This is a genomic window from Rhizobium lentis, assembly GCF_014200175.1.
GTDB classification, from domain to species: domain Bacteria; phylum Pseudomonadota; class Alphaproteobacteria; order Rhizobiales; family Rhizobiaceae; genus Rhizobium; species Rhizobium mulingense.
Genome location: NZ_JACHBD010000009.1, coordinates 151,850 through 171,269 on the forward strand (window position 1 = coordinate 151,850; position 19,420 = coordinate 171,269).

Sequence of the window (19,420 nt, forward strand, 5' to 3'; positions counted from 1 at the left end):
AATTCAGCCGAAGCTGGTCAGATAGGCTGCCGTCACCGAATGATCCGGATCGAGGCCATAAAGGATCGCATGCCGGTCAAGGCAGGTGCAGGGATGCGAGATGCCGAACTCGATGACATCGCCCACGGCAACGTCGCTGTCATCGGCAAGCGCCATGAAGGCGTGCTGATCATTGAGGCGGAAAACTCTCGCGCCTTCGAGATCGGCGAGATACGCGCCATTGCGATAGAGTGCCAAGGGCCGCGGCAGGCCTTGGTCCATCGCCACATCCCGCATGCCCATGCCTGCAATCGCAAGCCCTGGCTCCGGCCGCGACAGGACCTCCGCCCAGACTCTGAGCGCCGGACGGAAACCTGCCGCCGCGGAGACGATTTCGCCGCCGATGCGAAAGCCGCCGCGCGCATCGAGACCGGCAAGGCCACGTTCATAGATGCCATGATCGTGAAAGAAAATAGCGCCGCTGCGCAGCACGAGCCGGCAGACTGGGTCAGCGGCGACGGCGGCTGCAAGCCGTGCCACCACGATGTCGAAAAACACCGAACCGCCTGATGTGACGAGGAGCGGCCGTTCGCTGCCGATGCGGGCGCGGATCCTCGGCAGGAAATCGGCCGTCATCGCCATCAGCGCGTCGATACGATGCATCGTTTCTTCCGGATCGGCGGTCGCGGCCGCACCCTCATAGGCGGCAATGCCGCTCAGCCGGAAGGCCGGCGTCTCCGCGGCCAGGATCGTATCGAGGATCGCGGCGGCGGCATCGGCGCTGCGGAGACCAGCGCGGCCGGCGCCGAATTCCACCATAAGGCCGAGAGGCGGCAGATCCGTGCGTTCCAGCCAGGCGGAGGCAAGAGCCTCGATCAGTGCCGTCGAATCCACGAAGACATGGAGCTCCGCATCGGGATAATGGCCGAGCAGGGCCGCAAGCCGGCAGGCGGCCGCAGCCCCGCCGATCTCGTTGGCGAGGATCAGCCGGCGCTGTCCGGCCTTCAGCAGCACGGCGGCTTGGCGGATATCGGCGACGGTCGTTCCCCAGGCGCCGGCCGAACGAAGCATGTCCGCCAGCGCCGTCGACATCGGCGTTTTGGCGTGCGGGGCAATCTCGGCACCATTGCTCTTCACATACGCCATCATCAGTTCGACATTCCCGACGAAGGCCTGCCGGTCGAGCGAGATCAGCGGCAGCGCCATCTTACCGTCATAGGGTTTCCACCCCTGCTGCCCGATGGCAGCAGGCGAAAGCGGCGGATGGCCTGGTGGAAAGCCGCGCGTCCGCTCGTCGATCAGCATGTTTTCGTTTGCGGCACGAAGATCAGACATGGGAGCCTCTCCCGATCTCCGGCGATTCAGCGATGCCGAGGCGATAGGTTTCGTTGGCGGTGGCAAAGAACAAAGCGCGCTGCTCGTCATAAGAAAGCGCAGCGGCGACCGTGCGGAAGACCTGATAGACCTCATCGAACGAAGCGTGCAGCCCTGCGACCGGAAAGTCGCTGGCAAACATCGCACGCGCGGGGCCAAAACAATCGAGGCAATGTTCGATCACCGGCCGCAGGCTTTCGAGCGTCCACGCATGGTCATAGGCGACGAGGTCGGAAATCTTCAAGCGAATGTTCGCTTGCCTGCCGAGCGCCCGCAAGCCGCTGCGCCAGAGCGCCATGCCGTCTTCTGTCCGGTCAAGTGGGCTGCCGCCGTGGTTGAGGACGAAAAGCGTTTCGGGAAAGGCCCGCACGAGATCGAGCGCCTTGTCCATCTGCCAGGGATAGAGCATCAGGTCGAAGACCAGTCCGAGCCGCGTGGCATGGGCAAGCCCCGCCCGCCAGGCAGGATCGGTCATGCGGTCCGGACTAGATGCAAAACGCTTCTCTACATCGGGATGCCAGCTCAGAATATCGCGGATGCCGACGACGTTGGGGTTTTCCGCCTCCGCCTCGAGCAGGCGTGCGGCATCCGGGCCGTCGAGGGGAACGCGCGCGATATAACGGTGCGCCACGCCGGAGCTGCGGTCGAGACTATCCAGCCATCGGCTCTCTTCCAGCGGGTAGGCAACCGACCAGCCGGCCTCCACATGCACCGTCGCAACGACGTTCTGTTGCGCGGCATCGGCGCGATAATCGGCGATGCCGTAATCGTGCAGGATCGGTCCGAGGTTTCCGACCGCCATCTCCTCGCCGGAAACCCGTGCCTTCTCAAGCCAGGGATGGCGCTGCAGGCTGAGATCCCAGAGATGGTGGTGCGGGTCGATCACCGGCCCGTCATAGCACTTCGTCATCGGCGCGCCTCGCGGCCGGAAACGAGCAGCAGGGCGAGGATCAGCGTGCCGAACATGATCGAGCGCCAGCCGGGCGAGGCGTTGACGACGGTGATCAGCGCCGTCGTGGTGACGAGCAGGATCGCTCCCGGAATGGTGCCGGCATAGGTGCCGCGGCCGCCGAGGATGGAGGTGCCGCCGAGCACGACGGCGGCGATCGAGGTCAGCAGATAGGGGTCACCGATGCCGACATAGCCTTGCCGGTTCATCCCCAACACGAGAATGCCCGCAAGCCCGGCGAAGGAGCCGGACAAGGTGTGGACGATCAGCGTATTGCGGGTGACGCTGACGCCGGAAAGCCGGGCGGCGAGCGGGTTTGCCCCGAGTGCGAGGAAACGCGCGCCGATCGGCATGCGGTGGACGAGCAGCAGGACGACGATTGAGACGGCGAGCCACAGAATGATGCCCGAGGGAATGCCAAGCGGCCTCGCCTGGCCGAGCAGAATGACGGCCGGATTGCTGACGGTGACGGCGCTGCCGCCGGCGACGATGACGAGCAGGCCCTGCAGGAAGGTCGCCATGGCAAGCGTCATGATAATCGGCGGCACGCGAAGATAGGCAGCGCCCGCACCGTTCATCAAACCGATGCCGGTGGCGATGGCAAGGGCCGCCGCGATGCCGGCAACGCCGGTCGGATCCCAGGCGGGCGAAATCAGCGGCAGCAGGATCGCCGTGACGGTGATAACAGCGCCGACCGAAAGATCGATGCCGCCCATCAGGATGACGAGCGTCTGCCCGGCCGCGACGATGCCGATCACCGCGGCGAGTTCGAGGAGGTAGCGCAGATGGCCATAGGCGCCGAAACCGCGCAAGGTGAAGCTTGCGACGATCCAGACGAGCGCGACCAGCAGGAAGGTCAGCAGCGGCGGATTGCGAAACGCGGATCTGACGATGTTCATCGCCTTGCCCTCCATACGCCGAGAAGCTCCGGAACGGCGACCGCCCCTACGATGATCAATCCTTGCGCGACATATTGCGCAACCGGCGGGAAGCCGAGAAAGAACATCACGTTGATCATCACCGAGAGCAGCAGGCTGCCACAGATCGCGCCGCGCATCGTGCCTTTGCCGCCGAGGAAGCCGACGCCGCCGAGAACGGCGGCGGCGATCGAGTTCAGCGTGAAGGGCGTGCCGATGACCGGATCGCCCGAGCCGGTCTGCGCCGCGACGAAAAGGCCGGTCAGTGCCGCAAGCAGACCCGACAGCGCGAAGGCTGCAACCTTCACCCGTTCAACCGGGACGCCGGAACGGAATGCGCCGAGCGGGTTGTCGCCGGCCGCATAGATGCCAAGGCCGAGCGGCGTTGCGAGAAAGACCTTCCAGAGCATGAGGATCGCGACCAGCAGCAGGAAGGCGACGGGCGTGTGGCCGGCAAGCACCGTCGACAGCCAATCGGGAATGAACCCGCCCGGCCGCGGCAGCAGGATCAGAGCGACGCCGCTGATGATGAAGGAGCCGGCGAGCGTGACGATGATCGCAGGAAGCCTCAGATATGTGACGATCGCGCCGATGACGGCGCCGATCGAAAGGCCGGCGAGTGCGACCGCCAGAATGCCGGCGGGCACGCCGAGCGCCCCTTGCATCGTCGTCGCCGCGATCACCGCGCCGAGGCTGACCAGCGGGCCGATCGCCAAGGTGATGCCGCCATTCAGCATCAGCAGCGCCTGCGCCATTGTGACGAGCGCGAGCGGGAACCAGTTCTGCGTGAACTTGGAAAAGCCGCCGATGGTCAGGATGCCGGGAAAGAGCAGCGCATAGAGGATGAGGAAACCAGCGACGACGAGATAGAGGCCGGCGAGGCCGCGGTTGCGGCGCAGCTGAATCGAACCGTAGAGCCGGGATGACGAAATCGTGCTCATGCCGCCTCTCCCTGCGTCGTGGCCGCAATACCCATGGCCGCGCCGACGATCGCGCCTTCGCTGATCGCATGCTGCGACAGTGTTGCCGCGACCCGCCCCTCGCGCAGAACCACGACGCGGTCGCAGAGATGCACGAGCTCCGGCGTATCGGAACTGACGAGAATGACGAGCCGTCCTTCGGCGGCGAAGCCGCGCAGCATCAGGTAGATTTCCCGCTTGGTCTCGATGTCGACGCCGCGCGTCGGATCGTTGAGCAGCAGAACGGAGGGATCGAGCGGCAGCCATTTGGCAAGCGCCACCTTCTGCTGGTTGCCGCCGGAAAGCGCCTGCACCGGGCGGGCCGTATCGCCCTTGATGGTCAGCCGCCGGGCGAGATCGGCCACCAGTCCACTTTCCGCCGTCAGGTCGCGCAGGCCCTTGCGGGCGAGCCGTCCGAGCGAGGGCAGGATGAGATTGGCGGCAATGGAATGCGGCAACACCAGCCCCTCATGTTTGCGGTCGGCAGGCACATAGACGATGCCCGCCGCGTTCGCCGCACCGACATCGGCGGGCAGGCCGGGTTTGCCTGATACTTCCGCCCGGGTGGCAGAAGCGGGAATCGCGCCGTAGAGGCCGAGCAGCAGGTCTTCCTGCCCTTGTCCCACCAGCCCGCCAATGCCGACGATCTCGCCGGCGCGGGCGGAGAAAGCGACGTCACGCACCATGCCGGCCGAAAAACCTTCGACGCTGATGCACATCGCACCGGGTGCCGCGGCCGGGCGCGGCGGGAACAGGTCACCGGTCTCGCGGCCGACCATCAGGCGCACCAGACCCTCGCCGTCGATGCCGGACAGCGACTGATCCGCCGTGACGACGCCATCCTTCAGCACGGTGACATGCGAGCAGAGCGCCTGCACCTCGTTGAGGCGGTGGGAGATATAAAGAAGCGCCGTGCCGCGCTCTCTCAGAGTCTCGATCAGCCGGGCAAGAATGCCGGCTTCATGGGCGGAGAGCGACGAGGTCGGTTCGTCCAAAATGAGCACGCGCGGCTTGCGGAACAGCGCCTTGGCGATCTCGACCATCTGACGGCGGCCGAGCGCGAGATCGGCGACCGGCATGTCGAGCTGCTCGGTCAGTCCGACCATGTCGCAGACCTCTCTTACGCCGCGATGCAGCGCTCGATAATCGATGAGACCGAACCGGCGCGGAAAGGCGCCGGTCCCGATGTTTTCGGCAATCGACAGGCTGGCCGTCAGGCTCAGCTCCTGTTGAACCACGGCGATGCCGGCGGCGCGCGCCACCGCCGGGCTGAAGCGCCCGACGGACCTGCCGTCGATAACGATGGATCCGCTGTCCGGCTGGAGAGCGCCGGACAGGAGATTGATCAACGTCGACTTGCCGGCGCCGTTTTCGCCGAGCAGGGCATGCACCCTGCCCGGCAGAAGGGCGATGTCGACGCCCTTCAGAACGGGATTGCCGAAAAATCCCTTGAACACCTGCCGGGCTTCCAGCAGGGGCGTTTCTTCCGTCATGACGGCATTCCTCAATCCGGATTACTTGGTGGCAAGCAGCTTGTCGAAGAGCGCCTTGTCGTAATCCGAGTAGATATAACCGTCAGCCGGGAACTTGTCGGCCCGGGCGAGGTAGCTGCCGATCGTGCTATCGTCGATGACGGGCAGCGGCACCTTGACGAAGGCGGGGACATCCTTGCCTTGCAGCGCCTGCACGGCGGTGTATACGGAAAGTGCACCGAGCCAGTTCGGCTGCATCGTCGCCCAGCCCTTCAAGCCCTTCTCCTTCCACAGTTCCAGGAACTGCCGGGCATTTTCGCCGGTTGTCGGCACCTGGTCGCGTCCCTGGCGCTCGAAGGCGAGGACGGAACCAGCCGACAGCGCCCCGCCGAGCGACAGCACACCGTCGATCTCGGGATTGGCGAACAGCAGGCTGGTCATCGCTTCCTGTGCGGGCGCGACGTTATATTCGGTATTGGTCTCGGTAATCACCTGCAGACCCGGATTGGCGTCGAGGACCGGCTGGGCGCCCTTGCGGCGATCATCGCTGACCGAAATGCCGGCCGGGCCGTTCATGATGATGATCTTGCCCTTGCCGCCGAGCTGGCTGACCATCCATTTCGCGGCGGTGGCGCCCCATTCGTTGGAATCGGTGTTGATCTTCGCCGTGACCTTGTCGGTGTTCACAAGACTGTCGAAGTTGACGACGGCGATGCCCTTGTCGCAGGCATCCGATATGACGCGGTCGAGCGCGTTGGAGGAGCCGGCGATGACGACGATGGCGTCGACATTGGCATCGATCATCGACTGAATATGCTGGATCTGCGTCTGGGCGTTGCCCTGCGCGTCGGTAATCATCAGGTCCTTCACCAGGCCTGCTTTCTTCAACTCATCTACCTCGGCCTTGATGGTGCCTTCGGTCTGCTTCATCCAGGTCGGCACCGAATAGATGTTCGCCCAGCCGATCGTATAGGGCGCCTTCCTGTCTCCCTTGATGCAATTGGCGGCGGCCGAGGCCGTGCCGGCCGAAAAGGCAAGCAGGGTGGCTGCGGCCGCAGCGCCGGCGAGAAGACGGCGACGCAGTGAAACGGAAATGCTTTCTTCAAAATTCTTCATGTCGATCCCCTTTTTGCGGCAGCGCTGGCGGCTTGCCATTTGTTTTTGTCCGCTATATTGTACATATGATCTTTATACCGGACGCGCCGATCTTATGCCGTTTTTTTCACCCCGCAAGAGGGGTGGGAAAATTTCATTTGCGAAGCATGACGGGATCGATTGACAGACGCTGCAGACGGTTTGAAAAGCTTGGCCGGACAAGAACAGAGCCCGACAAGAACAGGGCCTAAGAAGAACGGATTGACAGTGATGGATGCAGTTCAGGACGAAGCAGCCGGCAAGCGCGCCCGAGGGCTCGACCGTGCCTTCGAGATCCTCGACTTCCTGCGCCAGAAACGGCAGGCCTTGAAGCCGAATGAAATCGCCGCGCAGATCGGTGCGCCGCGCTCATCGGTCTACGAACTCGTCAACCTGCTGCTGAGCAATGGCATTCTCGAATTCACCGGCGGCGAGGGGCGCGTCTATCTCGGCCGCAAGCTTTATTTTCTCGGCGCCGCCTATGAGAACCATTTCGATTTCACCCGCGAATGCGAGGCGACGCTGGAACGGCTTGCCGACGAGACACGGGAGACGGCGCAATTCTGCATGCTGGATGGCAACAGATATACGGTCGTGCGCATGCGCGAGGGCGCGCGGCCGTTCCGCATCTCGACGGATGTCGGACAATCGGTGCCGATCCCGTGGACCGCGTCAGGCCGTCTGCTCGTCGCGCATCTGGCGGATGAGGAAATCTTGAGCTTTATTCCGCCGCAGGATTTCCGCCTGCCGGGCGGCGAATGGCTCGAGCCCCAGACCTTCATCGCCGAGGTGCGCCAGGCCGAGCGTGAAGGTCTCTTTACCTTCAACAGTATCGTCGACAGCTTCACCCATTGTTTTGCCGTGCCGGTGCGTGGCGAGGAAGGCCATGCTGCCGCAACGCTCTGCCTCGTCACGCCGCGCGACGACGGCATTGCCAACCGGGACCGCTACCTCGACTGCCTGAAGAAGGCGGCCGCCGGCCTGGAGCATGCCCCGGCCCGGCCAAGACGGGGCTGACGCCTTGTTATAAGCAGGCATATCTGTCGGCGCGCCGGTGCCTCCGCAGGCCTTCAGCGACACCCGCTAAACGCTGCTGCACCCGCCTGACATGGCTACTTAGCGACCGGGCGCAAGACGCCATCTTGCAGCGGACGCCGATCTCCGATTTCCACATTTCCCCCGATCCCGCAAAACTATTCACTCCTCACCCAAATTTTAGAAATTAAGTTTCTCTATAAAATCTATGGAGAACGTACCCTAAGTCCTGACAGCCAAACTGACCTCGGCCCCGGAATGGCGGAGCCGCTGGCGGCAAACGGAGAGGACGAAAATGACACGGAAAATCAGGCTTGGGGCATTTCTTCCTGGTGGCGGGCAGCATGTTGCATCCTGGCGCCACCCCGACCAGCCGGCCGATGGCGCCACCAGTTTCGAATTTCACAAAAAGCTTGCTTTGACAGCCGAACGCGGCCTCTTCGACGCCTATTTCCTGGCCGACGGGCTGGCAGTCGGTTTCGGCGGCGCCCGTGAAGGCGGCAACGCCCGCGTCGCGGGCTTCGAGCCCGTCACGCTGTTCTCCGCGCTCGCGCCCCTGACCACGCATCTCGGCTTCATCGCAACGTCGTCGACCACCTATGAGGAACCTTACACCACCGCCCGCAAGTTCGCTTCCCTCGACCTGATCTCGGATGGGCGCGCTGGCTGGAACGTCGTCACTACGACAGGCGACCTCACGGCGCAGAATTTCAATCGCGATACCCAGCTTCCCCATGCAGAGCGCTATCGCCGCGCCGCCGAGCACGTCGACGTCGTCCGCAAACTCTGGGAAAGCTTCGAGGACGACGCCTTCATCCGCGACAAGGAGACCGGCGTGTTCTTCGACCCCGCGAAGCTGCACGACACCGACCATCGCGGCGAACATTTCAGCGTGCGCGGCCCGCTCAACGTGTCGCGCTCGCCGCAGGGCCATCCGGTCATCGTGCAGGCCGGGCAGTCCGAAGACGGGCGCGGGCTTGCTGCAGCAACGGCCGAGGTGATCTTCACCGCCCACCAGCACATCGAAACCGCCCAGGAATTCTACCGGGATATCAAGGCACGTGCCCGCGGCCTCGGCCGCAACCCCGATCACATCCTGGTCATGCCCGGCATTTCCGCCTTCGTCGGCAGAACCGAAGCGGAGGCGCGAGAGAAGTACGACCGTCTGACGTCACTCATCGTCGAAGAAGATGGGATCGGTCTCCTCAACGGCCTGACCGGCGGCACGCTCGACCTGCACGGCTACGACCTCGACGGGCCACTGCCGCCGGCGCCGCCGACCGAAGGCATGAAGAGCCGCCAGGCTCTCATCCGCCAGATCGCCGACGAAAACAATTTCACCATCCGCCAGCTCTATCAGTGGATCGCGTCGGCCCGCGGTCACTACACCATCGTCGGCACGGCCGAACAGATCGCCGACACGCTGCAGCAATGGTTCGAGAACGAAGCTGCCGACGGCTTCAACATTCTGCCGCCCTGGCTGCCGACGGCCCTCGACGACTTCGTCGATCTGGTCATCCCGGAACTGCAGCGCCGCGGCTTGTTCCGCACGGCCTATGAGGGCAGGACGCTGCGGGAAAATCTCGGCCTGCCTTTCCCGGTCAATCGATGGGCTGCCGGACGTGCGGCTCTCCAGGCAGCAGAGTGAGGAGCGACCCATGGCCTATGAAATCAACCAGACCCTCCCGAGAAGCTTCAGCCGCCTGAAGAGCGGCGAAAGCAATACGCCCACTTTCGCATCGCATGTGCGCAGTGTGCTCGCATCCCTTCTGCCGCGCTACGGTCTGCTGATCGCCTTCCTCGCACTCTGGCAGGTGTCGAGCACCAGGGGCTGGATCAATCCCGCCATCTTCCCGCCTTTGAACGTGATCCTGTCGGCTCTCTGGACCAACCTCGCCAATGGCGCGCTGCTCGATGATATTGTCATCAGCCTGCAGCGGTCCGGCACCGCCTTCGCCTTCGCCGTTGTGGTCGGCATTCCGCTCGGCCTGTTCATGGGCCAGTTTCGGGCTGTCGAGCAAGCGCTCGATCCGATCCTGCAGCTCTTCCGCCAGACCTCGGCGCTGGCGCTCTATCCAGTCTTCATCCTGCTGCTCGGCCTCGGCGAAACATCCAAGATATTCGTGATCTTCTGGGCGACGCTGTTTCCGGTGCTGCTCGCCACGATCGGCGGCGTCAAGGAGGTGGACAGGAAGCTTATCGAGATGGCGCGGACCTATGGCGCCGGACCGCTGACCATCTTCCGCCGCGTCATCCTGCCGGCCTCGGTGCCTGCGATCTTCGTAGGCCTGCGCCTTTCGGCGACGACGGCGCTTCTGCTGCTGATCGCCGCCGAGATGATCGGCGCCAACAAGGGCATCGGCTTCCAGGTGATGAACGCCCAGTACAATTTCCAGATCCCGCTGATGTTTGCGGCGATCCTGCTGCTCGCCTTCCTTGGCCTGGCCGCAAACGGGCTGCTCGTTCTCCTGCAGCGCAGCCTCTGCCGCTGGTCGCAGCCGAACGCCTGACTGCTTCCTCCTATTTTCTTCCGAAAGGACTTTCCATGACCTTCCATCCCCGCAACCTTCTCCTGCCGGCCGTGATCGCTCTCGGTCTTGCCACACCGGCCGCTGCCGCCGACGCAGTGAAACTGCGCTATCTCGCGAGTCAGGGCGGTCTTGCCGCCCATGAACTCGCCGAAGCGCTCGGTTATTTCAAGGACACCGGCATCACGTTTGAGAATGTCGGCTACGCCCAGGGCGGCCCGGCCTCTCTCATCGCTCTGGCATCCGGGGACGTGGAGATCGGCAGCGCCGCCACCTCCGCCGTCTTGAATTCGATCATCGGCGGCAATGATTTCGTCGCCGCCTATCCGTCGAACGGCATCAATGACGAGGTGCAGTCGACCTTCTATGTCCTGGAAGACAGCCCGATCAAAAGCATCAAGGACATTGCCGGCAAAAGCATCGCCGTCAACACGCTCGGCGCCCATCTCGATTACACCATCCGCGAAGCCCTGCATTCCGTCGGCCTGCCGAGCGACTCCGCCAACCAGGTCGTCGTTCCCGGGCCGCAGCTCGAGCAGGTGCTGCGCTCCAAGCAGGTCGATATCGCCGCTTTCGGCTATTGGCAGACGACCTTTGAGGGTGCGGCGCTGAAGAACGGGGGCCTGCGTGCGGTCTTCGATGATACCGACGTGCTTGGCGACATCGCCGGCGGCTTCGTGGTCCTGCGCCGCGATTTCATTCAGCAGCATCCCGAGGCCGCGAAGATCTTCGTCGAGCAATCGGCCCGCGCACTCGACTATGCCCGCGAACATCCCGAGGAAACCAAGAAAATTCTGGCCAAGGCGCTCAGCGAACGCGGCGAGAACCCTGATATTGCGCAGTATTTCCGCGGCTACGGCGTGCGCGCCGGCGGCCTGCCGGTCGAGCGCGACATCCAGTTCTGGATCGACGTCCTGGTTCGTGAAGGCAAGCTGAAGCATGGCCAGCTGGTTGCCAAGAACATCATCTATACGGCCGATGCCAAGCCGGCAAGCAACTGAGGAACCGCAATGAGCCTCGCCCAGGACATTCGCCGCGGAGAGGTGACGATCCGTCACCTCTCCAAATCCTACAAGCTGAACGGCAGCCATCTGCAGGTTCTGAAAGATATCAACCTTCACATCCGCTCCGGCGAAAGCCTCGCCATCGTCGGCGCCAGCGGTTCGGGCAAGACGACCCTGCTCAGGGTTCTCGCCGGACTTGAGGATTCCGATACCGGAGAGGTCCTGGTCGACGGCAAGGCAATAAGAGGCGTCGGCGCCGAACGCGCCGTCATCTTCCAGGAGCCGCGCCTTCTTCCCTGGCTTGATGTCCTTGGCAACGTCGCCTTCGGGCTGGAAACGAGAGGTCTGACCCGCGAGCAGGCGAGGGCGCGGGCTCGTCACTACGTCAAGCTCGTCGGCCTGCAGCAATTCGAGGCGGCTTATCCCCGGCAGCTGTCCGGCGGCATGGCGCAGCGCGTCGGCATCGCCCGAGCGCTTGCCGTTCAACCGGAAATCTTGCTGCTCGACGAACCGCTCGGCGCGCTCGACGCGATGACCAAGATCGGCATGCAGCAGGAGCTCGCGCGGATCTGGCGCGACGAGGATGTGACGACCATTCTCGTCACACACGATCTCGAGGAGGCGATCTATCTCGCTGACCGGATACTGATCCTGCCGCGGGAAAAGGGCGCCGAGCCGCGCCTGATCGACATCGATCTGCCGCGCCCGCGCGACCGCAGCGCGCCGGAATTCGTCCGCTATCGCGAACAGCTGCTGAACCTGTTCGGGCTGCATTGAAGGCGGCAGACGCAAACGCGTGCCGCATGGGACCTGATCATGCGACGCGCGGCAGTTGCGGCAGCGATGAAACCGGCGCGCGCTACTGCAACCTGCTCCTGGGCCCTGCAGCGAGGTAAGGCCGACGGTCCAGTTCTGCGGACCTCAGTGAACTGCGCAGCCGCAGCAGATCCTTGCGCGCGATCAAGCCGCACAGTCTGCCCGAAGGCGGATCAACGATCGGAATACGGCCATTGTCCGTCGACAGCATTAAATCGGCAATGAAGGCGACAGTATCGTCAGGATGCCCGACGGGAACGGAATTATCTGTGACGGTTTCACCAAGCGTCTGGGCCGCGATATCAGGTTTTCCCTGCCAGAGCAGAATATCGGCCCTCGATACGATGCCAGTCAACTTGGCTGCCGCATCGACCACCGGATAGATCCGATGGGTCTTCGGCCGTGAGGCGAAGAAATCGCATGCTTCCCCGACCGTCATGGTAACGGGAAGCGTGTCGACGTCGCTGATCATGATCTCCCTTGCCCGGGAGAGCTCGAACGGATCAACGCCGTATTCGCGGGTGATGTGCTGTCCACGGCGTGCGATTTTTTCGGTGAGGATCGAGCGGCGCAAGAGAAGGACCGTGACGGCATAGGCCACAACCGTTGCGGCGAGCAGGGGAACCAGCGTGCTGACGTCGCCGGTAATCTCCATCGCAAAGAAGGTGCCGGTGAGCGGTGCGCGCATGGTTCCGCCCATCATCGCGGCCATTCCGAGCAACGCCCAGAAGCCGGGATCGTTGCCAGGCATGATCAGCCCGACCAGCCATCCGAGAGCGCCGCCGAAAATCAGGAGCGGCGCGAGCACGCCGCCCGAAGTGCCGGACGATAGGGCAAACAGCCAGATAATCGTCTTCACCAGCAGGATCGACAGCACGGCCGGCGCAAGCAGCCGGTTGTTAAGTAGCCCGTCAATGATGTCGTAGCCGACGCCCATGGCCCTCGGTTCGATCAGGCCACCGAGACCGATGACGAGGCCGCCGAGCGCGGGCCACCACATCCAGTGGATCGGCAAGGCTTCAAACAGGTCCTCGATCTTGTAGAGCAGCGTCGTCAGCAAGCCGGATTGCAGGCCTGACATGATCCCCATCGCCGCGCAGGCGAAAATCCCCCACCAGGGCAAGGTCATCTGGAAATGGGTCGGGAATAGCGGACCGGTGCCGAAGAGCAGCGGACGCCAGCAGATCGACACACAGGCGGCGACCGCGACGGGAATGAAGCTGCGCGGCTTCCATTCGAACAGCAGCAGTTCGACCGCCAGCATGACCGCGGCGATCGGCGAGCCGAAGATCGCCGTCATGCCGGCGGCCGCACCCGCGACGAGCAGCGTCTTTCGCTCGGCGGCACTCATGTGAAAGAACTGGGCGAAGAGCGAGCCGATCGCCCCGCCGGTCATGATGATCGGCCCTTCGGCGCCGAACGGGCCGCCCGTTCCGATCGAGATCGCCGAGGACAGCGGCTTCAGGACCGCGACCTTCGGCGACATCCGGCTGCCGCCGATCAGGATGGCTTCGATCGCCTCGGGAATGCCGTGGCCGCGGATCTTCTCGGACCCAAAGCGGGCCATCAAGCCTATGACAAGCCCGCCGAGCGGCGGCACCAGCACCACCCACAGCGAGCGCGGCACGGCGGCGAGAGAAGCGGGCTGAATGCCGATCTGCCCGAACCAGATGACATTGGTCACAAGCGCGATCAGACTGACGAGGCACCAGGCCGCAAAGGCGCCGGCACTGCCGACGACGATGGACATCCCGACCAGCAGGAGGACCCGCCTGTCGGTGGTGAAATCGCCGGCCTCGCGCCGGGAAAGACCGCCGGTGAAATCATGCGGCCGGTTGCTGGGATGATGCTGCGCCATGGAAGCCTCTGCTGCGGAAAAGGGTTTGCTTGAGTGGGGTCATTATATCGTGATACGATATAAATCAACGGACGAAAGCGAGAAGACGAAAATGTCTCCGACGATGCCTCACTTGACCGGCCGGCGGCTGCCCATTTATTCGAGATCGGCAAAAGAATTCGCGCACAGAAGCCGGTGTCGCGCGTTGCCCCGACACCGAGGCACGGCAGCCGAGCAGGGTCGCTTCACACAAGCGGCAGAGGAGAATGAGTGTGAGGAAACCCCCGCCGCCGCTCAGACAGGAAGATTACGAGGCGCTCGCCGACCTCAGGTTCGCGCTTCGTCAGTTCATGGACTTCAGCGCGTCAGCCGCCCAGTCGGAAGGACTGCCCGTGCAGCAGCACCAGGCGCTGCTGGCGATCAAGGGACAACGCGGCGAAGCGATGACCATCGGCATGCTGGCCGAGCGGTTGATCATCGCGCCGCATACGGCGACCGAGCTCGTCGGGCGGCTGTCGGATGCCGGACTGGTTGAACGCCATGCCGACCCGACCGACAGGCGTCGTCAGACGCTCTTCCTGACCGAGAAGGCCGACGAGCTTCTGACGCGGTTGAGCGCCGTCCACCTTTCGGAAATCAGGGTGATGGCGCCGAAGTTGATCGAGCTTCTGCTCGAGCTCCAGAAGACGGCGCCGAAAGGGGAGTGAACAAAGCCACGCCGCGGCTTACCGTGAAAGTGTTTTTCCGAGACGATGGATATGGGCGGCGCCGATGCCGCAGCAGCCGCCAATGATCGTCGCTCCGGCTTCGGCCCAGGAGCAGGCAAAACGCGAATAGGCATCATCGTCCAGATCGTCGCGGGTATCGTGCAGGCCTTCATTGGCGGCCGATGCGCCCTGTTCGCCTTCGAAGGCGTTGGCATAGACGCCGATTTCGATCCGGGCGTTCGCCTTGCGGAACACGCGCGCCGCCGTCTCGACGGCGCCTCGCATGACTTCGGGCTTGCTGCAATTGAACAGGAAGGCTTCGGCACCTGACGAAACCGCCCAGGAGGCTGCCTCCTCGACGGTTTCACAGGAGCGGAGCTTCGGCTCGCCGCTTTCGATGTCCGCTTCATCATCGGCCAGCGTGAAGGAAATCCAGAAGGGTTTGCCTGATGCCGACACCGCCTCGCGGACGGCCTTGCCCTCGGCGATGAGACTCAACGTCTCGCCGAGCCATATGTCGACGAAGGGGTCGAGGTTTTCGACCAGCACCTTGAGATAATCCTGCACCCGCTCAGGCTGAAAATTCTGCGGTTCGTAGGAACCGAAGATCGGCGGCAGCGAACCGGCAACCAGCACCTTGCGGTCGATGACGGCATCGGCCGCCTCGCGCGCCAAGCGGCCGGCGAGACGGATCAGCGCCGCCCCCTCCGTCTGGAACCGGTCTTCGCCGATATGGAAGGGCACCAGCGCATAGCTGTTCGTCGTGATGATCTCGGAGCCGGCGGCGATGAATTCCTTATGCACGTCGCGGACGATATCCGGCGAATTGATCAGCGCCAGCGCCGACCATTCCGGCTGCTTCAATTCGGCGCCGAGCCGCAGCAATTCGCGGCTCATGCCGCCGTCGAGAATTCGTGTGGTGCTCATGAAGAGATCTCCATTCGGGCTGTCGCGCCGCTACCGGCGGCGGGCTTTAAAAAACAAAGTGAGAAACGTCCGTCCGCTTAACGTCGGACCGGCGCTTGCGCTTCGAGACCTCGAAAGACGCGGGCGATGACGGCGGTCAGGGCGAGATAGAAAAGGGTGACGACAAGCAGCGGCTCATAGACCAGCAGCGTGTCCTGGCGAACCTTGTTGGCCACGGCATAGAGATCCATCACCGTCACCGTAAAGGCGAGCGGCGTCGCCTTGAGCTGCATGACGATCTCTCCGGCTATCGTCGGCAGCGCGATGCGGATGGCGCGCGGCAGCCAGATACGGCGGGTCAGCTTCCAGGGCGACATGCCGAAGGCCCGGCCGGCTTCGAGCTCGCCCTTGGGAACGGCAAGCAGCGCGCCGCGCAAAACCTCCGCCTCGTAAGCCGCATAGTTCAGCGTGAAGCTGACCGCGGCGAAGAAGAAGCCCTCGCGCAGGATCGGCCAGAACAGGCTCTGGCGGATGCCGGGAACCATCGGCAGCAGCGAGCCGACGCCGTAATAGAGAAGCCACAGCTGGATCAGCAGCGGCGTGCCGCGGAAGAAGGTGCAATAGCCGCGGGCGGCGAGCCGCGCCAGCCTGCCGCCGCTGACCTGCGCGAAGGCGAGGCCGATGGCGATGATGAAACCAAAGACCACTGAGATGACCAGCAGCGACACCGTCTGCCAGGCGCCGGTCAGAAGAAGCGGCCAGTAGGAAGAGATCCAGGTGAAACTCATTTGGCGCGGCTTTCTTCAGGCAAGGCGCGGCTGTCCCCGCCGCACCCGCCCCTCGATCAGCTTGAAAGCGAGGTTGGAAACGAGCGTGACCGCGAGATAGAGAAAGGCCGAGGCGAGGAAGAACACGAAGTAATGCTTGGTGCTTGCCCCAGCGAGGCGGGTGGCGAGCGCCAGTTCCTGGTATCCAACAACCGCGACCAGCGCGCTGTCCTTGGTGACCGACATCCACAGATTGGCAAGACCCGGCAGCGCGTTCGGCAAGAGCGCCGGCAGCAGGACGCGGCGGAACCGCAGCATCGGTCCCATGCCGAAGGCCTTCGCCGCTTCGATCTGACCGGTGGGAATGGCGAGGATCGCGCCGCGCAGCACCTCCGTCATATAGGCGCCCTGCACGAAGCCTAGCACGGCGACGGCCGCAACGAAGCCGTTCACTTCGACCGGCGGCAGCTCCAATGCCGCCAGCAGTCGGTTGAGGCCGTCGGTGCCGGCATAATAGAGCCCGACGATCAGGATCAGCTCGGGAACGGCACGAATGACGGTGGTGTAGAGATCCAGCAGCAGGCGGAGCGCGCGATTGCCCGATAGCTTTCCAAGCGCGCCGCCTGTGCCGAGCAGCAGGCCGACCGCGAAGGCGCAGGCGGAGATGGCGACCGTGGAGACCGCACCTGCCAAAAGAACGCCACCCCATCCCGGAGGATAGGGAGACAGCAGGTCCAGAATGCCTTGTTGCGCGGTCGCCATCGCCGGGATTGCTTACTTCGCGCCGTAGATATCGAAGTCGAAGTATTTCTTGGTGATGGCGTCATACTGGCCGTTGGCGCGAACTGCAGCGATTGCCGCATTGAGCTTGGCTTTCAGCTCCGTATCTTCCTTGCGCAGACCGCCGGAAACGCCGGCTCCGAGAATTTCCTTGTCGTCGGCGACATCACCCATCTTGGCGCAGCAATCCTTGCCGCCGTCGCTTTTCAGGAAAGCGTCGAGCGCCAGCGAATCGCCGAAGACGTAGTCGATGCGGCCGGAGGCGAGATCCTGGAACGCCTCGTCGAGCGTCTGGTAGGTCTTTTCGTCGGCAGCCTCGGCAAAGTATTTCTTGTAATATTCAGACTGGATCGTCGACACCTGGATGCCGATGGTCTTGCCCTTTACATCCTCGGCCGTGGCGCCCGGCTTCTGGTCCTTGGGACCGATCAGGGTGCTCGGCGTGTTGTAATATTTGTCGGTGAAGTCGATCACCTTCGAACGTTCCGCCGTGTTCGACATCGACGACCAGATCACGTCGAATTTCTTGCTCTGAAGAGCCGGAATGAGACCATCCCAGGAAATGTCGACGATCGAGCATTTCTCCTTCATCTCCGCGCAGACGGCGTTCATCAGGTCGATTTCCCATCCGTGCCACTCACCCGAAGCGTCCTTGGCGAAGAAGGGCGGATAGGATTCGTTCATGACGCCGAAGCGGACTTCGGCCTGCGCGGCGACGGCGGAAAGCGCAAGTGCGACGCCGGCAAAAAGCGTGGGGAGCAGTTTCATTCGCAGGATTCTCCTGGTTCGTGTGTTGTCGATGATGGCTGGTGTAGATCAATGGGCGCTGAGACGGGTGAATTCCCGGCAGCGGGCGCTGACGGGCGCCCCGAAAACCTGTTCCGGCGGCCCTTCTTCCTCGATCCGTCCCTGATGCAGGAAGAGGACGCGGCTCGAAACATCCCGGGCGAAGCGCATTTCATGCGTGACGATCAGCATGGTCCGGCCTTCTTCCGCGAGATCGCGGATGACCTTCAACACCTCGCCGACCAGTTCCGGATCGAGCGCCGATGTCGGCTCGTCAAACAGCATGACGGCGGGATCGACGCAGAGCGCCCGCGCAATCGCTGCCCGCTGCTGCTGACCGCCGGAGAGAAAGGCGGGATAGGCGTCGCGCTTGTCGAACAGCCCGACCTTGTGGAGCAGGGCTTCCGCCTTTTCGATCGCCTCGCGCTTTGACATGCCCATGACATGCACCGGCGCCTCGATGACATTTTCCAGCACGGTGCGATGAGCCCAGAGATTGAAACTCTGAAAGACCATGCCGAGCCCGGCCCGCAGCCGCTCGATCTGCCGCCAGCTCTGCGGCTTTAGCCGCCCGCCGCGATCGACTTTCAGCACGATGTCCTCGCCGTTGACGGCAACGCGGCCGCGATCCGGCGTCTCCAGGAAATTGATGCATCGAAGGAAGGTGCTCTTGCCGGAGCCCGACGAGCCGATGATCGAAATCACGTCGGACTTGTAGGCCTCCGTCGAGATACCCTTGAGAACCTGTTGCGAGCCGAAGCTTTTATGGAGATCTTCGACGCGAAGAGCAGGAAAGGGCTGATCCGACATGCATGGGTCCGGCTGAACTGAGTTTGCAAAGGATAATGATAAAGGAACGCGGTTTTTTCGCGCAATTATCACCTCTTTTGCATATTTTGTGCAAAATAATCTTCCTCGCGCTTCGAATGCGGCAGAAACTATGAAATGCCGTGACTGGAATTGGACTGGACAATGGAACAGCTGGATCGTTTTGACCGTGACATTCTCGATATCGTTCAGCGCGACTGCCAGCTGAAGGCCGAAACGATCGCCGAACGGATCGGGCTGTCGGTCTCGGCCGTGCAGCGGCGATTGAAACGGCTGCGCGAAGAGGGGATCATCAAGGCCGAGGTCGCCGTCGTCGATCGGAAGGCGACAGGAACATCGATGGTGTTCATCGTTGGCATGGAGATCGAGCGGGACAATTACGACGCGTTGGCGAAGTTCCGCGTCTGGGCGGAGAAGCAGGATCATATCCAGCAGGTCTATTACGTCACCGGCGCAGTCGACCTGATCGCCATCGTCACGGCCCGAGACGTCGAGCATTATGACGACATCGCCGCGCTGATCATGGCTGACAATCCGCAGATCCGCCGCATGCACACCAATGTCGTGCTGCGCGACGTCAAGCTCGGCCTGTTCGTGCCGCTCGAATAGCTCCGGACAAGGCGCTGGACTCGCCTTCGGCAA

Annotated in this window: 19 protein-coding genes; 7 read left to right on the forward strand and 12 right to left on the reverse strand. The window is 63.2% G+C overall.

Annotated features, from left to right (window positions below; genetic code table 11):
- Window positions 1–3: 3 nt before the first annotated feature.
- Genes GGI60_RS21190 through GGI60_RS21215 form a run of 6 tightly spaced genes read right to left on the reverse strand, consistent with a single transcriptional unit; the run spans window position 4 to window position 6,766 of the window.
- Window positions 4–1,314, reverse strand: coding sequence for an alanine racemase (locus tag GGI60_RS21190; protein ID WP_183918431.1), 1,311 nt, complete (start codon window positions 1,312–1,314; stop codon window positions 4–6).
- Window positions 1,307–2,263, reverse strand: coding sequence for an amidohydrolase family protein (locus GGI60_RS21195; protein WP_183918430.1), 957 nt, complete (start codon window positions 2,261–2,263; stop codon window positions 1,307–1,309). Before GGI60_RS21195 ends, GGI60_RS21190 begins: the two co-directional genes overlap by 8 nt.
- The gene (locus GGI60_RS21200) at window positions 2,260–3,201 is read right to left on the reverse strand and encodes an ABC transporter permease (RefSeq protein WP_183918429.1); all 942 of its coding nucleotides are present in this window, start codon (window positions 3,199–3,201) and stop codon (window positions 2,260–2,262) included. Before GGI60_RS21200 ends, GGI60_RS21195 begins: the two co-directional genes overlap by 4 nt.
- The gene (locus tag GGI60_RS21205; protein WP_183918428.1) at window positions 3,198–4,160 is read right to left on the reverse strand and encodes an ABC transporter permease; all 963 of its coding nucleotides are present in this window, start codon (window positions 4,158–4,160) and stop codon (window positions 3,198–3,200) included. Before GGI60_RS21205 ends, GGI60_RS21200 begins: the two co-directional genes overlap by 4 nt.
- Window positions 4,157–5,671: a sugar ABC transporter ATP-binding protein gene (locus tag GGI60_RS21210; protein ID WP_183918427.1), complete on the reverse strand. Its 1,515-nt coding sequence runs from the start codon at window positions 5,669–5,671 to the stop codon at window positions 4,157–4,159. The genes GGI60_RS21205 and GGI60_RS21210 overlap by 4 nt, the downstream gene beginning before the upstream one ends.
- A gap of 21 nt (window positions 5,672–5,692) precedes the next feature.
- Window positions 5,693–6,766, reverse strand: a complete 1,074-nt coding sequence (locus tag GGI60_RS21215) for an ABC transporter substrate-binding protein (RefSeq protein WP_183918426.1) — start codon at window positions 6,764–6,766, stop codon at window positions 5,693–5,695.
- A 249-nt stretch (window positions 6,767–7,015) separates the two neighbouring features.
- Between GGI60_RS21215 and GGI60_RS21220 the strand changes: the two genes are divergently transcribed.
- The 5 genes from GGI60_RS21220 (at window position 7,016) to GGI60_RS21240 (ending at window position 12,128) form a co-directional block, all read left to right on the forward strand.
- Complete coding sequence (locus tag GGI60_RS21220) at window positions 7,016–7,801, forward strand: IclR family transcriptional regulator (RefSeq protein WP_183918425.1); 786 nt, start codon at window positions 7,016–7,018, stop codon at window positions 7,799–7,801.
- Window positions 7,802–8,114: 313 nt separating this feature from the next.
- Complete coding sequence (locus GGI60_RS21225; RefSeq protein WP_183918424.1) at window positions 8,115–9,467, forward strand: LLM class flavin-dependent oxidoreductase; 1,353 nt, start codon at window positions 8,115–8,117, stop codon at window positions 9,465–9,467.
- A 10-nt stretch (window positions 9,468–9,477) separates the two neighbouring features.
- Window positions 9,478–10,329 carry an ABC transporter permease gene (locus GGI60_RS21230; protein ID WP_183918423.1) on the forward strand — a complete coding sequence of 284 codons (852 nt, stop codon included), beginning with the start codon at window positions 9,478–9,480 and terminating at the stop codon, window positions 10,327–10,329.
- Window positions 10,330–10,364: 35 nt separating this feature from the next.
- The gene (locus GGI60_RS21235; RefSeq protein ID WP_183918422.1) at window positions 10,365–11,348 is read left to right on the forward strand and encodes an ABC transporter substrate-binding protein; all 984 of its coding nucleotides are present in this window, start codon (window positions 10,365–10,367) and stop codon (window positions 11,346–11,348) included.
- Between the two features lie 9 nt (window positions 11,349–11,357).
- Window positions 11,358–12,128 (forward strand): ABC transporter ATP-binding protein, encoded by a 771-nt coding sequence (locus GGI60_RS21240; RefSeq protein WP_183918421.1) that lies wholly within the window; start codon window positions 11,358–11,360, stop codon window positions 12,126–12,128.
- Window positions 12,129–12,210: 82 nt separating this feature from the next.
- Here the strand turns inward: GGI60_RS21240 and GGI60_RS21245 are convergent, their stop codons facing one another.
- On the reverse strand, window positions 12,211–14,025 hold the full coding sequence (locus GGI60_RS21245; RefSeq protein ID WP_183918420.1) for a chloride channel protein: 1,815 nt from the start codon (window positions 14,023–14,025) through the stop codon (window positions 12,211–12,213).
- 251 nt (window positions 14,026–14,276) lie between these two features.
- On the opposite strand from GGI60_RS21245, the gene GGI60_RS21250 reads away from it, so the two are divergent.
- On the forward strand, window positions 14,277–14,711 hold the full coding sequence (locus GGI60_RS21250; protein ID WP_183918419.1) for a MarR family winged helix-turn-helix transcriptional regulator: 435 nt from the start codon (window positions 14,277–14,279) through the stop codon (window positions 14,709–14,711).
- An 18-nt stretch (window positions 14,712–14,729) separates the two neighbouring features.
- Here the strand turns inward: GGI60_RS21250 and GGI60_RS21255 are convergent, their stop codons facing one another.
- The 5 genes from GGI60_RS21255 to GGI60_RS21275 all read right to left on the reverse strand — a co-directional run bounded on the left by GGI60_RS21255 (window position 14,730) and on the right by GGI60_RS21275 (window position 18,760).
- Window positions 14,730–15,638, reverse strand: coding sequence for a homocysteine S-methyltransferase family protein (locus tag GGI60_RS21255; RefSeq protein WP_183918418.1), 909 nt, complete (start codon window positions 15,636–15,638; stop codon window positions 14,730–14,732).
- Window positions 15,639–15,715: 77 nt separating this feature from the next.
- Window positions 15,716–16,405 (reverse strand): ABC transporter permease, encoded by a 690-nt coding sequence (locus GGI60_RS21260; RefSeq protein ID WP_183918417.1) that lies wholly within the window; start codon window positions 16,403–16,405, stop codon window positions 15,716–15,718.
- Between the two features lie 15 nt (window positions 16,406–16,420).
- Window positions 16,421–17,146, reverse strand: a complete 726-nt coding sequence (locus GGI60_RS21265; RefSeq protein WP_183918416.1) for an ABC transporter permease — start codon at window positions 17,144–17,146, stop codon at window positions 16,421–16,423.
- 12 nt (window positions 17,147–17,158) lie between these two features.
- Complete coding sequence (locus GGI60_RS21270) at window positions 17,159–17,932, reverse strand: transporter substrate-binding domain-containing protein (protein WP_183918415.1); 774 nt, start codon at window positions 17,930–17,932, stop codon at window positions 17,159–17,161.
- A gap of 48 nt (window positions 17,933–17,980) precedes the next feature.
- The gene (locus tag GGI60_RS21275; RefSeq protein ID WP_183918414.1) at window positions 17,981–18,760 is read right to left on the reverse strand and encodes an ABC transporter ATP-binding protein; all 780 of its coding nucleotides are present in this window, start codon (window positions 18,758–18,760) and stop codon (window positions 17,981–17,983) included.
- A gap of 162 nt (window positions 18,761–18,922) precedes the next feature.
- Here GGI60_RS21275 and GGI60_RS21280 point away from each other — a divergent pair, with 162 nt between their 5' ends.
- Window positions 18,923–19,387, forward strand: coding sequence for an Lrp/AsnC family transcriptional regulator (locus GGI60_RS21280; protein ID WP_010029817.1), 465 nt, complete (start codon window positions 18,923–18,925; stop codon window positions 19,385–19,387).
- Window positions 19,388–19,420: the final 33 nt, after the last annotated feature.

Coding starts and splice junctions, on each gene's coding strand:
- GGI60_RS21195 (WP_183918430.1), bottom strand. CDS start 2,263: ATGACGAAGTGCTATGACGGGCCGGTGATCGACCCGCACCACCATCTC.
- GGI60_RS21230 (WP_183918423.1), top strand. CDS start 9,478: ATGGCCTATGAAATCAACCAGACCCTCCCGAGAAGCTTCAGCCGCCTG.
- GGI60_RS21190 (WP_183918431.1), bottom strand. CDS start 1,314: ATGTCTGATCTTCGTGCCGCAAACGAAAACATGCTGATCGACGAGCGG.
- GGI60_RS21220 (WP_183918425.1), top strand. CDS start 7,016: ATGGATGCAGTTCAGGACGAAGCAGCCGGCAAGCGCGCCCGAGGGCTC.
- GGI60_RS21245 (WP_183918420.1), bottom strand. CDS start 14,025: ATGGCGCAGCATCATCCCAGCAACCGGCCGCATGATTTCACCGGCGGT.
- GGI60_RS21260 (WP_183918417.1), bottom strand. CDS start 16,405: ATGAGTTTCACCTGGATCTCTTCCTACTGGCCGCTTCTTCTGACCGGC.
- GGI60_RS21210 (WP_183918427.1), bottom strand. CDS start 5,671: ATGACGGAAGAAACGCCCCTGCTGGAAGCCCGGCAGGTGTTCAAGGGA.
- GGI60_RS21275 (WP_183918414.1), bottom strand. CDS start 18,760: ATGTCGGATCAGCCCTTTCCTGCTCTTCGCGTCGAAGATCTCCATAAA.
- GGI60_RS21205 (WP_183918428.1), bottom strand. CDS start 4,160: ATGAGCACGATTTCGTCATCCCGGCTCTACGGTTCGATTCAGCTGCGC.
- GGI60_RS21225 (WP_183918424.1), top strand. CDS start 8,115: ATGACACGGAAAATCAGGCTTGGGGCATTTCTTCCTGGTGGCGGGCAG.
- GGI60_RS21255 (WP_183918418.1), bottom strand. CDS start 15,638: ATGAGCACCACACGAATTCTCGACGGCGGCATGAGCCGCGAATTGCTG.
- GGI60_RS21215 (WP_183918426.1), bottom strand. CDS start 6,766: ATGAAGAATTTTGAAGAAAGCATTTCCGTTTCACTGCGTCGCCGTCTT.
- GGI60_RS21270 (WP_183918415.1), bottom strand. CDS start 17,932: ATGAAACTGCTCCCCACGCTTTTTGCCGGCGTCGCACTTGCGCTTTCC.
- GGI60_RS21235 (WP_183918422.1), top strand. CDS start 10,365: ATGACCTTCCATCCCCGCAACCTTCTCCTGCCGGCCGTGATCGCTCTC.
- GGI60_RS21240 (WP_183918421.1), top strand. CDS start 11,358: ATGAGCCTCGCCCAGGACATTCGCCGCGGAGAGGTGACGATCCGTCAC.
- GGI60_RS21200 (WP_183918429.1), bottom strand. CDS start 3,201: ATGAACATCGTCAGATCCGCGTTTCGCAATCCGCCGCTGCTGACCTTC.
- GGI60_RS21280 (WP_010029817.1), top strand. CDS start 18,923: ATGGAACAGCTGGATCGTTTTGACCGTGACATTCTCGATATCGTTCAG.
- GGI60_RS21265 (WP_183918416.1), bottom strand. CDS start 17,146: ATGGCGACCGCGCAACAAGGCATTCTGGACCTGCTGTCTCCCTATCCT.